We start from the raw sequence: 12983 nt of genomic DNA, 5'->3' as shown, positions 1-12983 counted from the left end.
ACAGGTTCGGCGGAGGCATCCGGCCTTCCCTGCGCGATGGCTTTACGGCTTATACGTGCTCGCCCTGGTGAGACTCTGCTTTTGTGCCACCATCGTCAGCGACAGGCGTTAGCCTGTTCGCGTGCTTGCCACCTGCATCGGGGCGGCAGGCCCACACGACTTCACCGTCCGCCTTGCGCACACACGCCTGTCGCACGCTCAGCGGCCACCGCATCGTCACCCACGTTCGTGGCGTTCGCGAGCGCCCCTCGTGTCGGGTGAGACGCGATATTGTTAGCATAATCGGAAGTTCGTGTAAAGCATATTATTTTTGCCGCGCGACCTTGCGCCGTCGGGCAAATCAGCGGTCTAATGTCAGCGGGAGCGCTGTAGGGTGGGCGAGCCCAACGGGTCCGCGCAAAGCGCAGGCCGATGACAGGCTCCGGCGTAATCCGCCGACCCGGGTCGTGGCGAAAGATCTACGATCTTCGAGCTAGAGCATGATCCGGGAAAGTGTGAAGCGGTTTTCCCTCGCGACAAACGCCGAAGGCGTTTGCGCGGAGATCATGCTCAAACAAAGACCTAAAGCGCGATGACGATTCAACCCAATCTCATCGCGCTTTAGTAATTGATCCTCAGCCCCAACCCGCCGTGGATCGTATTGCCCACCGGCTGCGGACCCACGGTGCCGTTGAGGAAGAGATCGGCGACCCAGCCCTTGGTGATGCGGTAGCCGATGCGGCCGCCATACTCGAACCAGCCCTGGTTGCCGATCGTCGGAACGATGGTGCCGTTGCCGGTCACGGTGGCGACGATGCCGGAATGGTTGGCAAAGGACTGCACCCAGCCGCCATTGACGTTGGCCTCGATGCTGCTGCCGAACAGATGCGTCCACTGGCCGCCGATTTTCACCAGATTGGTGCGGTCGGTGCCGTCTGCGATCGTGGCGTTGAACGGGTTGAAGGCGACGCTCGCGGGATCGCTATAGCCTTTCACGCGCTGCCAGAGCTGCCAGACCTCGATCGAAGCCGCGACTTCGTCGCGCGGTGAGATGCGGCTGATCCAGCCGGCGCGGCCGTAGACGCCGTAATTCGAGCTCGTGGTGTCGCCGGTCACCGACACCGGCCCGAGGCTTGTCGAATAGCTGCGCGTGTAGCGCACCTTCTCGAACGGCGACAGGATCGTGCCGATATCGAAGAACGGCCGCGACGGCCCCCAATCGACGAAGTCGTAGCGCAGCGCGAAGGCGCCGATCGGCGCGCTGGTGACGTTGTAGCCGCCCTCGCTGTACTGGGTGTAGGCGATGCCGGCGAGCAGCGACAGATTCGGCGTCAGAGTCTTGCGGCCGTGGATGCCGGCCGAGAACGAGCCGGCCGAGCCGAACGCACTGACACAGTCGTTGCAATTGACCTGTTCGTTGACGCCGAGCAGCACCGATCCCAGCACCCGGTTGGTGATCATCTGGTTGAAGCGCTGGTCGGCGAGGCCGTTGATCGAATTGCCGCTCGAGCCTGCGCCCGTGACCGGCGGAGGGGTGGCGCCGGTCGTCGGCGACGGGCTCGGTGTCGGCGTTGGGCTCGGGCTCGGAGAAGGAGACGGGGTCGGTGTCGGCGTTGGGCTTGCACTAGGGCTCGGCGAAGGAGAGGGCGACGAGGTCGGCGAAGGCGACGAACTTGGCGAGGGGGAAGGGCACGGTCCGTCGCATTCGGTGGGGTTCACAATGGTGGTCGCGCCGTTGGTCGTCTGCGCGTCCGACGCCTTCGTCTGCAACACCAGCGACAGCGTCGCGACCAGCATCGCAGACAGGATCAGGTTGCATGTGCGCTGTGCCATGGTCACTGCCCGCACAGCATGCCGGTGGGATCATCCTGCACCGGCGGCGTCACCGTCGGCGTTGCGTCGGCATATTGCGTCACCGTGCACAGGCCGGCCGCCTTGGTGCAGGTCGAGGCGAAAGTCCACGGCGAGTTGTTGGTCTTCTTGATCGTGCTGCGGCCACCGGTCGAATTAATGATCGCGGTGTCGCCGGGCTGCGTCAGGTCGATGCACTGGAGCGTGGTGGTGCAGACGGTGGATCCGCCCTCCTGCAGCACGACGATGGTCTGACCGCGCTGCGACAGGATATCGAGGATGGTGCCGCGCACGCCGATGGTCGCGAGCGGCGTCGTGATCTTGTAGGCCGCCTTCTCCGAATGGCCGGTGACGAAGCGGAATGCGCCGTTGGTCAGGCGGATCGCGACGTCGCGATAATGATGCTCGTCGTCGAACACGGTCTTGTCGAGCTTGAGCGTCGCGCTCGGTCCGAGCGAGAGATTGGTGCTGTCGGCCATCACCAGCCGCGCGGCGCTGTCGGTGCCGGTGCGCACGACCTCGTCGCGCAGCAGCGCATCGCCGACATTGATCGGCGTGGTCGTGGCCGCGACGCGGACCACCTCGTTCTTGACCACGGCAGCTTCGCCGACGCGGGTCTGCGCGCGCGCCGGACTTGCCGCGAGCGCCATGACGATGCCGAATGCGAAAAGGGAAAGAAAGCAGTGGCGCGAATGCATTTCCAAACCGATCGATTTATCCCATCATCGTACCGGATCGCGCGCGCTGAGGATGTTACAATAATGCCACAAGCGGCGCTGAGCTGGCCCGATGGTTAGTGGCGACGGATTCGAAATGCGTTCAAATAGACCTCACACAAAAATTGGACACGTGAGCACTTGATGTCGAAGTCACGCAAGCGCCCCGTCAGCATCGCGCCCGAATCACCCTCTGTTCCGTATCCATCGCGCCGACGCATCGTGATTTCGGCGGCGCTCATCTTCGTCGTCGCGCAGTTCCTGCTGTTGCCCGGTATCACCACTCCCGACAAATTCTATTTCGACGAGGTGCATTACGTGCCGGCGGCACGGCAGATGCTGCAACCGGTGATGCAGGAGCCCTTGCTCAACCCGATGCATCCGCCGCTCGCCAAGGAGATCATCGCGCTCTCGATCAAGATGTTTGGCGACGGCCCGCTCGGCTGGCGTATTCCCGCGACGCTGTTCGGCGCGCTGGCGCTGGTCGGCGTCTATCTCTGCGGGATAGCCTTGTTCGCGGCGGAAGGGTCCGCGCTCGCGGCGGTGCTGATCGCCTTCTTCAACCAGATGCTGTTCGTGCAATCGCGCATTGCGATGCTCGACATCTTCGCGCTGACGTTCAGCCTGTTTGCGATCGCGGCGTTCGTCCATGGCTTCCGGCAAAAGCAGCCGCAGCGCTGGTTCGCGCTGATGGGGCTTGCCGTCGGCTTCTCGATCGCCTGCAAATGGAGCGGGCTGTTCGTGCTCGCGACCGCGATCGCGATCGTCGCCGCGGTCAGGTTGATGCAGAGCTGGCAGACGCGGTTCGCCGATGGCGATGCCGAGGACTGGTACCGGCCTGATCTCTGGCCGGACTTTCACCTCGGCCATTTCCTCGGCTGCTTCGTGCTGATCCCGGCCGTTGCGTATCTCGTGACCTTCGTCCCGCTGCACGGCCTGTCGCCGTCGGCCATCATCGAGGCGCAGCGCCGCATCTTCGCCGACAACACGACGACGGCGATCGCCGGCCACACCTATATGAGCTCGTGGCCGTCCTGGCCGTTCCTGGTGCGGCCGGTCTGGTATCTCTTCGACAAGCTCGGCGACGACCGGATCGCCGCCGTGGTGTTTCTCGGCAATCCCCTGATCCTGTGGCCGGCGCTGATCGCGCTCGTGATCGCGCTGCGCGACTGGATCGTGGCGCGCAAGGAGACCGCGTTCCTGGTGCTGGCGTTCTATCTCGGGCCGTATCTTGCCTGGGCGCTGCTGCCGCGCACGCTCGGCTTCATCTATTACTATCTGCCGGCCGCGACGACGGCGAGTTTTGTCCTCGTCTATGCGCTGACCCGCAGCAGGGTGCCGCGCTGGGGACTCTGGGCGTTCGTCGCGGTCGGCGGCATAGGCTTCGTCGCCATGCTGCCGATCACCGCAGCCTTCGTCGAGACCTCGATGGCGACGTTCAATCGCCTCATGCTCTTCCAGAACTGGATCTAGACCGTGATGAGGTTTGGTCGAACTGGCTGGCTTGCGGCGTCTTCACCTCTCCCGAACGGGAGAGGTCGGATCGCATCGTAAGATGCGGTCCGGGTGAGGGCGCCGCTCTATCGAGAGACCGTAACCCCTCACCCGGCGCTGCGCGCCGACCTCTCCCAAGGGAGAGGTGAAAGTCGCGCTGCCGCTTCAACTCGGCCGAATTTCATCATGCTCCAGACATACGAAAGCCGCCTGCCGTTGTCGGCAGGCGGCTTGATTGCATCGGCCTTACTGCGCGGCGGTCTTGGTGTCCATGTTGACGACCTGGACGCGGCGGTTGGTCGGGTCCATCGGCGCGTTCGGATCCTTCGGCTTGGTCTTGCCATAGCCGACGGTCACGAGATTCGAGCCGGTGAGGCCGTATTTCTCAACCAGCACGCGCTTGATGGTGTCGGCGCGGCGCTCCGAGAGGCCCTGATTGTATTCCTCGCCGCCGATCGCATCGGTATGGCCGGCGACCACGAAGGTGGAGCCCTTCAGGCTGGGGTCGGACAGCGCCTTGCCGAGTTCCGCGACCGCCTGGGTCGAGCTCTTGGCGATGTCGGCCGAGTTGTAGTCGAAGTGGATTTCCAGATCGATCTTCGGCTTGCTCGCGGCGAGCTCGGCGATCTCCTGGCGCTCGCCCATCGAGAGCGAACGGGTCTGGCGGTTGCGCACGCTGTTGAGGAAGCTGGTTTCCTTGGCTGACACGGACGGGTCGGCCGGGGGCGTGGTCGACAGGCTGCGGGTCGCCGAGGTCGGCTTCAGCGCGTTCACGATCTTGTCGGCGGTAACGACGTCGCCGGCCAGCGCCACGCCCGCGGTCATCGACAGGGCGGCGCCGATCGTCAGAAGGGAAAGGGTCGAAATGCGGGTCATGGTCGTATTCCTTGAAATTGTGGGCCAGCCAATCTGGCTTGCTGACCTTTGGATGCAGGGACCCTAGGACAGGTTCAAAGCCGGGAACGTGACCTGGATCACGGAGGGCCGTTGCGCACCAGGCTAATCCGGGTTCCCCGTTTTTGAACCGGATGGGGCCGCGCAGAAGGCGTTCTTCGTTGCAGTGGATTGCCGGTCGCATTCCGGTCGCCGCGCTGCCGATCTCGCGACAAATAATCGGCACGATGGCGGCCTAGCCAAGACCCTGATCGACGTGAGTGAGAAGCGAAGACAGGCGACAGTGTTCGAGACGATCAGGCGGCAGCGTGGCTACAGGGAACATCGCAGGGACGATCGCGGGCGCGACGAGGGAACGGCAGCGATGCCGATCCTGATCGGGGCTGCGATGATCGCGGCCGCGATCCTGTTGTCGACATTCGTCTCGGCGCTCGGCAATCGCTATGTCGGCTTCGAAAGCCCGAACGACGACACCGCCTGGCTGGTCGACCGCCTCACCGGCAGCGTTTACAAATGCCAGGCGCCGGATCGCGGCAAGGCATCCTGCACGGCCGAGATTGCCACCGGCAGCCTTGGCGACCGGCCGAAGCGCTGATCGCCTCTCCCCACATCCTTACGAATCCCGCTACAGTGCCGCGCCATGCCCCGCGCGACCGCACCCGTTCCCGTCAGCACTGCTCAGGCCCGCCACATCTGGCTGCGCGCGCAGCGGCTGGATACGGTGGCGCCGTTCGGCGAGGGCGCGCGAGCCGTGGCCGATGCCGTCGGCCATCTCGGCTATGTCCAGATCGACACCATCAACGTGATCGAGCGCTGTCACCACCATATCCTGTTCACGCGCATCCCGAACTACCGCCGCGCTGACCTCCGGCAGGCGCAGAGCGCCGACAAGAGCGTGTTCGAATACTGGACGCACGCGCTGTCCTACGTGCCCGCCAAGGACTTTCGTTTCTTTCGTCCGCTGATGCGCGAGCATCAGCGCGAGGGCCACAGATGGTACGCCTCGGTCACGCCGGCGGACACCCGCAAGGTGATGCGGCTGATCAAGGCCGGGCCGCTGACCATCCGCGATATCGAAGACGACGTGCTGACCGAGAAGGAGCATCTCTGGCAGAGCCGCAAGCCCTCCAAGCGCGCGCTGCAGCTCGGTTTCTACACCGGCGTGCTCACCGTCAGCGAGCGCAACGGCATGCTCAAGACCTACGAGCTGATGACGCGCCATTTCGGCTGGGACAAGCCGCCGAAGCCCGCGACGTCAGCGGAGACGACGACCTATCTGCTGGATCGCGCGCTGCGCTCGCAGGGCATCGTCAGCCTCGATTCGATCTGCCATCTCGACGCGCCCAGCAAGAAGCCGATCCGCCGCCTGATCGACGCCCGCGTGCGCCGCAAGGAGCTGGTGCCCGTTGCGCTCGACGGCGCCGGCAAGCAGGAGCACTGGGCGCGGCCGGAGGTGCTGGAAGAACAAGGCGAGGGCGATCCGAATCTCGTCCACATCCTCTCGCCGTTCGATCCGCTTGTGATCCAGCGCAAGCGCACCGAGCTGTTCTTCGGCTACAGCCATCTGTTCGAGGCCTATGTCCCAAGAGCCAAGCGCAAGCTCGGCTATTTCGCGCTGCCGGTGCTGGTCGGTGACGACATCGTCGCTGCCGTCGACCTGAAGACCGACCGCCAGAACAAGAAGCTTCTGATGCAGAAATGGAGCTGGGTCGGCAACGGCAAGAAGACCGCAGCCCGCAAGGAGCTGAAGCGCCGCATCGAGGACGAGCTCGACCGATTCGAGCGGTTTCAACTGGCGGAATAGGGCTGATCAGCGAGGCGTGATCCGCCGCCGTGTGCACGACGAAGATGGCGGATCCTGCTAACGCGAATCAGTCTTTCGGATTTGCGTGATGTCGGCGCGATCCGCGGCCGCGACACCTCATTTCCTGCCAGGGAACACCGTGGTCATACGGAATCCACATGATGGCGTGCATTGGCGTAAGCTTCCTTCCGTTATTACCAAGGGCCATTTCATTCCGTGACGATAAAAGCGAGGAGCCGCTGATGATCTCAGCGGCTCTTTTTCTTGCGCGCGGTCCGCCTGCAATGGCGTGTTCTACTTTCGTCGCTGCAGACGCGGCGATGCCAGGAACTTCGTTCTGGGGCGGAGAACACCGGATGACGGAACCCACGCGGCAAGTCGCGCCGACGAATGCGTCAGCAATCGTTGCCGGTGGGCGCGCCTGGTTGCGCACCTTGCGCTTGCTGGGCCGCCGTCGGCTGTCCCTGCATCTGCTTCTGCGCATCCTGCGATGAGGCAGCCGTATTGCCGGTGGATTGGTTCATCGTGCTGGTCGGCGGGTGTTCGGAACTCCGCGACGTTGCGCTGCCGACGGTTTGGCCGGTGTGTCCGGGCGTCGGGCCGGAGCCCGCGTCCTTGTTGTTCGCCATGTTGCAGGGACCGGCCTGTGCGATGCCGGCGCTGAGCATCAGCGCGGCACAACTCATCCAGATGATTCGTGGTTTCATGCTGCTTCTCCAACTTGACGTGAATGTCCGTCAACGACGCACCGGCGCACGCGTTCCTGCTTGAATGACCGCATGCCCGCTATGGATTCCGCGGCTTCGGCGGAATAGTGTTGTTCCCGGCAAAGTGGGCAGGACAGATGGTTGCAGGTGACCGCGACGGCGGACGTAACGAGATTCGGGGCAAACCGGAGCGAGCCCGGCGACGTGTCGTGGTCGGGGTCGCCGCGCTGATCTGGGCGATGGCGGTCGTCACGCCCGTATCCGCCCAACCGCTCGCCCAAGGTGTCGCCGCGCTCAGCCGGCAGGACTACCAGCGCGCCTCGCAGATCTTCATTCCGCTGGCCGAGCGCGGCAACGCCTCCGCGCAGGCCTATCTCGGCTTCCTGTTCGAGACCGGTCGCGGCGTGCCGCAGAACTACACGGAGGCGGCGATGTGGTATCGCCGCGCGGCCGAGCAGGGCGACAGCCTCGCGCAATATTCGCTCGGCCTGCTCTATGATCGTGGGCAGGGCGTACCGCGCGACATCGTCGAGGCCAGCAAATGGCTCAATCTGTCGACCGCCGCCGCCCCACCGAAGGCACGCGAAGCGCGGCAGCGGATCCGTGACGCCGTCACGCGGAAAATGTCCCGCGACGAGATCGCGCAAGCGCGGCTGAAGGCGCTGGAGTGGGCGCCCACGCGCGAGCACTGACGCTGCTTCAGCCCAGGATCGCTTCGGCCAGCCAGCCGAGCCAGATCGCCGGTGCCAGGAACAGCCCGAACGGCAGGAAGGCGGCCGCACGTAAGGGGCGGCGGCGCAGCCAGGCATTGGCGAGGTAGGCGCCGAGCGCGGCGAGGGTCGCAACCTCGACCACGGCGAACACCGTCACCAGCCCGAGCCAGGCCCCTGCGACGGCTGCGAGCTTGATGTCGCCGAGCCCGAGCCCGTCGCGGCCGCGCCAGGCCCGGTAGGCTGCCATCAGGCCGAGGAAGGGCAGGGCGATCGCCAGCGCCCGGCCGGCCGACCAGAGCATGGCAGGCCAGCCGGCCTCGGGACCGACGGTCGCGGCGCGGAGCAGCGCCAGGCCGGCTGCGGCCGCCGTCAGTTCGTTCGGGATGATGAAGCGCTCCGCATCGGTCACCGCGATCGCCAGCATCAGCGCGCCCAGCAACGCGCCCAGCAGGCCGTCCGGGCCGGGAGCCGCGATCAGGCTCACTGCCACCATGGCCAGGAGGGCGAAGGAGAGGCCGGCCTGGCGGAGTTGGGGGGCGGGGATCACGGTCAAACCGGCTGGATTGGTTCACCTCTCCCCGACGGGGCGAGGTGAACCGCCGATGCGGCTGGCATGTAAATTCATCACGCGAGCTAGCGCGGCGGGACGCCGGGCGGGGTGGTCACGACCACGGGATTGCTGGTGCCGACGATGCGGCTGTTCATCTTGGTGCGCATCTCCTCGGCGATGACATGGGCATCGACGGGGTCGCGGATCAGGGTCGGGCGGATGAACAGGATCAACTCGGTGCGGGCCCGCGCCGTGGTCTGATGAGCGAAGGCGTCGCCGACGCCCGGGATCGAATCCAGCAGCGGGATGCCCTGGCGGCCCTTGTTCTCGCTCTCGCTGATCAGGCCGGCGAGCAGCACGGTCTGGCCCGATGTCACCGCGATCGAGCTCTTGACGCGGCGCTGGGTGATGGTCGGCGTCAGGCCGTTGGCGCCGGCATTGGCGACGCTGGAAATCTCCTGCTCGATGTCGAGCACGATATTGCCGCTGGCGTTGGCGCGCGGCAGCACGCGCAGGATGATGCCGGTGTTCTTGTAGTCGATGGTGTTGACGACCGTGTTGTTGGAGGTCAGCACGGTGGCGGTGCCGGTCGAGAACGGCACCTGGTCGCCGACCTGCAGGGTCGCCGGCTGGTTGTCGAGCACGACCAGCGACGGATTCGACAGCACCTTGACGTCGGTGATGCCGTGCAGCGCATCGATGATGACGCGCGGCGAGTTTTCCGCCCCCACCAGTATGTTGAAGCCAGGCAGCACGCGGCCCATCAGCGCGCCGGCGGCGGCGTTGACTGCGTTGGTCTGGGGCTCGATCGAGTTGCTGCTCGGCGAGGTGCCGGAGATGACGTTCGAGATCGAGCCCTTCTTGCTCGCAAGGAAGAACTGCACGCCGTAGTTCAGCTGGTTGTTCAGCGTGACCTCGGCGATCGTCGCCTCGATCGCGATCTGGCGCTGCGGCCGGTCGATCTGGCGGATGGTCTGCTCGACGATGCGCTGCGCGTCGGCGTTGGCATAGACCAGCACCGCATTGTTGTTGACATCGGCGGTGAGGCGCACGTTCGGCAGGAAGCTGCCATTGCCGGAAGAGCGCATCGCGCTGCCGGTCGGGGATGGCGAGTCCTGCGCCTGAGCCGGCGCGGCCGCACGCGTGTTGAGCGCAGGGCCGGTGCCGGTGACCGGCGTGGCGGCGCCGGCGCCCGCGGTCGGCAGCGCGCTCAGCGAGGCGACTGCGTTGGTGCCGGACGACGACACCGCGACGCCGGAGCCTGGCGAGACCTGGCTCGACGCGCTGTCGAGCGAGGCGCCACCGCCCGATGGCGCCACCAGCATCTCCGTCAGCAGCGCCACGACCTGCTTCGCGTTGCCGTAACGCAGCGGATAGGATTTCATATTGGCGGCCTCGACGTCGGATTTGTCGAGCCGCGTGATCCAGGTGCCGGCGCGCTTGAGATATTCCGGCTTCTGGCTGACCACGAGAATGGCGTTGAGGCGGTTGATCGCCTGGAACTTGACGACGTTCTGGCTCAGCCCGCCGTCGCCGGAATCCATGATCTTCTCGAGTTCCGAGATCAGCGGCTCCGGCGACGAGTTTCGCACCGGGAAGATGCCGACCGATTGGCCCTTCATCCAGTCGGCATCGAAGCTCATGATGGTGTCGATTGCGGAGGCCCGCTCGGAGCCGCTGCCGGTAACGATCAGCGTGTTGCGGCCATTGTCGGGCCGCAGGGTCTGGGCCTTGACGCCGAAGCCGTCGAGCAGCTTGAACATGTTCTGCGCCGAGACGTAGCGCAGCGGGATCACGCTGATGCCCTGGCCGGCCTCCGCGGTGTCGCTGCGATCGATGCTGCCGGCGCCGGCCTCGGCCGAGGGAATCAGGCGATAGCTGCCGCCACGGTCGCGCACCAGCGCGACACCGGACATCTTCAGCGCGTTCTCCAGCACGTAGATCGCATCCGCCTTCGGCACCGGGCGAACGGACGCCAATGTGACAGTTCCTTGAACGCGCGGATCAATCGTGTAGCCGACGTTCAAGACGTCACCAAGAATGACCTTGGCGACGGTCGCGACCGGGGCGTTCTCGAAATTCAGGTCATAGCCGCCACCGCCGCCGTCGCGTTCGGCCAGCGCCCCGCCGGCGGGCGTGGTGCCGTCGCTGAGATAGATCGCGGGCCGTGACGGGCTTTGCTGCCTGAGGCCGCCAGCGCCGGTATCGGTGGGTTGCCGCGGCAACAGGTCGATCGAGTTGACCTTCTCGGCAATATCCTGCGCGCGCTGGTCTTTCGGGTTGGTTTCGATCGACTGATCGGCCGTGACGATGCACGCGGTGAGCGCGAACGCGGACAAAAATAGAACGAGCGTTCCAGCCAATCCTGAACGCAGGCGCGCAAGCGGGTGGGCCACTCTAACCAAAATACGCCTGCCAGACGCTACTGAGATATTGGAAAAGCATGTCCGATCCCCCATGGTTCGGACGCTCATCAATTTGCGCCACGATTATGTTTTTGCTACTAAAAGAGTCAAGCGCAAAGGCCCTGTTGCGGCACGCGAAGGCTGTTGTATTCCGGTAACAAGGTTAGCGGTGGGAATTCGATGCGCGACCTGTCCGCAGAGACCTTCCGGCAGCACCTTCTGGAAAAATATTCGCTTCCGGCACGCGCGCGGGCCCGCGTCGAAACTTCAGCCAATTCAACCCTGACGCGACCGCTGCGCGAGCTGTGGGAGGCGACCGACCTGTCGGCCGCCGAGTTCGCCGACGAGGTCTCGGATTATTTCGGCGCGGTACGGCTCGGCCTGCCGCAGCTGCTCGCTGCGACAGCGTGCCTCGACGGCTTCTCGCGCCGCTTCCTGCGGGAGTCCACGATCTTCCCGCTGCGCGCGGCCAATGGCGGCTATCGCATCGCGGTCGCCGATCCCTCCGATACCGCCGCGATCCGCGCCGCCGAGATCGTGTTCGGCGAGCCCGTTGAGGTCGCGGTCGCCTCGTTCGAAGACATCACGACGGTGCTCGATCAGCGCATCGCAGCCGATGGCGCCGCCGATGAGACAGTGAAGGGTGCGAGCGCGCAGTCCGACGACGACATCGAGAGCCTGCGCGATCTCGCCAGCGGTGCGCCGGTGGTGCGCGCGCTCAACGATCTCCTGGAGCGCGCGGTCGAGCTGCGCGCCAGCGACATTCATATCGAGCCGTTCCGCACCGGCCTCGTGGTGCGCATGCGCGTCGACGGATTGTTGCGCGCGCTGCCGCCGCCCTCGGGGATTCCGCCGCAGGCGCTGATCTCGCGCGTGAAGATTCTCGCAGGGTTGAACATCGCGGAACGTCGCCTGCCGCAGGACGGCGCGGCGCGCGTCCGCGTCAGCCGCGCCGAACTCGATGTCCGCGTCGCGACCATGCCGACGCAGGCCGGCGAGAGCGCCGTGATCCGCCTGTTGCCGCGCGACCGCGGCCTGCTCGAGATGAGCAAGCTCGGGCTCGCCGCGCGCGACGAGAAGACCATGTCGCATCTCTTGACCTTGCCGCACGGCATGATCGTGGTGACAGGGCCGACCGGCAGCGGCAAGACCACGACGCTGGCGACCATGCTGTCGATCCTCAACGAGCCGACGCGCAAGATCCTGACCATCGAGGATCCCGTCGAATACGAGATCCCCGGCATCAACCAGTCGCAGGTCAAGCCGTCGATCGGGCTGACATTTGCCTCGGCGATGCGCTCCTTCGTGCGTCAGGACCCCGATGTGATCATGGTCGGCGAAATCCGCGACGCCGAGACCGCGCATATCGCCGTTCATGCGGCGTTGACGGGCCATCTCGTGCTGACCACGCTGCATACCGACACGGCCGCCGCCGCGGTGCCGCGGCTGATCGATCTCGGCATCGAGGGCTTTCTGTTGAAGTCGACCTTGCGCGCGGTGGTGGCGCAGCGGCTGGTGCGCGTGCTCTGCGACCGCTGCAAGGTGCCGCACGCGCTGAGCAAGGATGACATCGACAATGATCCCCGCTTTGCGGTGATCGGCTTCAAGGCGGGGGAGGTCGTGCACGAGGCCGGCGGCTGCGAGCGCTGCGGCGGCACCGGCTATCGCGGCCGCAACGGCGTGTTCGAGATCCTCGACATGTCGGACGAGGTGCGCAAGCTGATCGGGCCGCAGACCGATTCGCACAGCATCGACCAGGCGGCGATGGCCGGCGGCATGACCACGATGCTGGCGGATGCCGTGGCCAAATGCCGGGCCGGCGTGACCACCGTGCCCGAGGTGTTCCGCGTCACGACGGTGCGGTGAGGTG

General features: G+C 65.4%; 11 protein-coding genes. 5 read left to right on the top strand and 6 right to left on the bottom strand.

Annotation, left to right across the window (positions count from 1 at the left end):
• Positions 1 to 600 precede the first annotated feature (600 nt).
• Complete coding sequence (locus JQ604_RS33295) at positions 601 to 1812, bottom strand: hypothetical protein (RefSeq protein WP_249159030.1); 1212 nt, start codon at positions 1810 to 1812, stop codon at positions 601 to 603.
• 2 nt (positions 1813 to 1814) lie between these two features.
• Entirely contained in the window at positions 1815 to 2480 is a 666-nt protein-coding gene (locus JQ604_RS33290; protein ID WP_249159029.1) for a FecR family protein, read from the bottom strand.
• A 210-nt stretch (positions 2481 to 2690) separates the two neighbouring features.
• Here JQ604_RS33290 and JQ604_RS33285 point away from each other — a divergent pair, with 210 nt between their 5' ends.
• Positions 2691 to 4019: a phospholipid carrier-dependent glycosyltransferase gene (locus tag JQ604_RS33285; RefSeq protein WP_212364949.1), complete on the top strand. Its 1329-nt coding sequence runs from the start codon at positions 2691 to 2693 to the stop codon at positions 4017 to 4019.
• A 267-nt stretch (positions 4020 to 4286) separates the two neighbouring features.
• Here JQ604_RS33285 and JQ604_RS33280 read toward each other — a convergent pair whose 3' ends face one another.
• Positions 4287 to 4916 (bottom strand): OmpA family protein, encoded by a 630-nt coding sequence (locus JQ604_RS33280; protein ID WP_212364948.1) that lies wholly within the window; start codon positions 4914 to 4916, stop codon positions 4287 to 4289.
• A 382-nt stretch (positions 4917 to 5298) separates the two neighbouring features.
• Between JQ604_RS33280 and JQ604_RS33275 the strand changes: the two genes are divergently transcribed.
• Together JQ604_RS33275 and JQ604_RS33270 are read left to right on the top strand one after the other, a co-directional pair.
• A complete protein-coding gene (locus JQ604_RS33275) occupies positions 5299 to 5529 on the top strand; it encodes a hypothetical protein (RefSeq protein WP_212364957.1) in 231 nt (76 codons plus the stop codon).
• Between the two features lie 45 nt (positions 5530 to 5574).
• Complete coding sequence (locus JQ604_RS33270) at positions 5575 to 6738, top strand: winged helix-turn-helix domain-containing protein (RefSeq protein ID WP_212364947.1); 1164 nt, start codon at positions 5575 to 5577, stop codon at positions 6736 to 6738.
• A 395-nt stretch (positions 6739 to 7133) separates the two neighbouring features.
• Here JQ604_RS33270 and JQ604_RS33265 read toward each other — a convergent pair whose 3' ends face one another.
• A complete protein-coding gene (locus JQ604_RS33265; protein WP_212364946.1) occupies positions 7134 to 7445 on the bottom strand; it encodes a hypothetical protein in 312 nt (103 codons plus the stop codon).
• 209 nt (positions 7446 to 7654) lie between these two features.
• Here JQ604_RS33265 and JQ604_RS33260 point away from each other — a divergent pair, with 209 nt between their 5' ends.
• Entirely contained in the window at positions 7655 to 8137 is a 483-nt protein-coding gene (locus JQ604_RS33260) for a tetratricopeptide repeat protein (RefSeq protein WP_433996308.1), read from the top strand.
• A gap of 7 nt (positions 8138 to 8144) precedes the next feature.
• On the opposite strand, the gene JQ604_RS33255 is transcribed toward JQ604_RS33260, so the two are convergent.
• Positions 8145 to 8705, bottom strand: a complete 561-nt coding sequence (locus JQ604_RS33255; RefSeq protein WP_349631173.1) for an A24 family peptidase — start codon at positions 8703 to 8705, stop codon at positions 8145 to 8147.
• A gap of 86 nt (positions 8706 to 8791) precedes the next feature.
• The gene (gene gspD, locus JQ604_RS33250; RefSeq protein WP_212364955.1) at positions 8792 to 11167 is read right to left on the bottom strand and encodes a type II secretion system secretin GspD; all 2376 of its coding nucleotides are present in this window, start codon (positions 11165 to 11167) and stop codon (positions 8792 to 8794) included.
• A gap of 126 nt (positions 11168 to 11293) precedes the next feature.
• On the opposite strand from gspD, the gene JQ604_RS33245 reads away from it, so the two are divergent.
• Entirely contained in the window at positions 11294 to 12979 is a 1686-nt protein-coding gene (locus JQ604_RS33245) for a GspE/PulE family protein (protein WP_212364944.1), read from the top strand.
• The last annotated feature ends 4 nt before the right edge of the window (positions 12980 to 12983 follow it).

Source organism: Bradyrhizobium jicamae, assembly GCF_018130695.1.
In the GTDB taxonomy this organism is placed as follows: Bacteria; Pseudomonadota; Alphaproteobacteria; order Rhizobiales; family Xanthobacteraceae; genus Bradyrhizobium; species Bradyrhizobium jicamae_B.
Note: the sequence above shows the minus strand (reverse complement) of the source record. Positions and strands in the feature narration are given on the sequence as shown.

Excerpts from the sequence above, each read along its gene's own strand:
- JQ604_RS33280 (WP_212364948.1), bottom strand. The coding sequence starts at position 4,916 with ATGACCCGCATTTCGACCCTTTCCCTTCTGACGATCGGCGCCGCCCTG.
- JQ604_RS33285 (WP_212364949.1), top strand. The coding sequence starts at position 2,691 with ATGTCGAAGTCACGCAAGCGCCCCGTCAGCATCGCGCCCGAATCACCC.
- JQ604_RS33245 (WP_212364944.1), top strand. The coding sequence starts at position 11,294 with ATGCGCGACCTGTCCGCAGAGACCTTCCGGCAGCACCTTCTGGAAAAA.
- JQ604_RS33270 (WP_212364947.1), top strand. The coding sequence starts at position 5,575 with ATGCCCCGCGCGACCGCACCCGTTCCCGTCAGCACTGCTCAGGCCCGC.
- JQ604_RS33290 (WP_249159029.1), bottom strand. The coding sequence starts at position 2,480 with ATGGCGCTCGCGGCAAGTCCGGCGCGCGCGCAGACCCGCGTCGGCGAA.
- gspD (WP_212364955.1), bottom strand. The coding sequence starts at position 11,167 with ATGGGGGATCGGACATGCTTTTCCAATATCTCAGTAGCGTCTGGCAGG.
- JQ604_RS33265 (WP_212364946.1), bottom strand. The coding sequence starts at position 7,445 with ATGAAACCACGAATCATCTGGATGAGTTGTGCCGCGCTGATGCTCAGC.
- JQ604_RS33295 (WP_249159030.1), bottom strand. The coding sequence starts at position 1,812 with ATGGCACAGCGCACATGCAACCTGATCCTGTCTGCGATGCTGGTCGCG.
- JQ604_RS33275 (WP_212364957.1), top strand. The coding sequence starts at position 5,299 with ATGCCGATCCTGATCGGGGCTGCGATGATCGCGGCCGCGATCCTGTTG.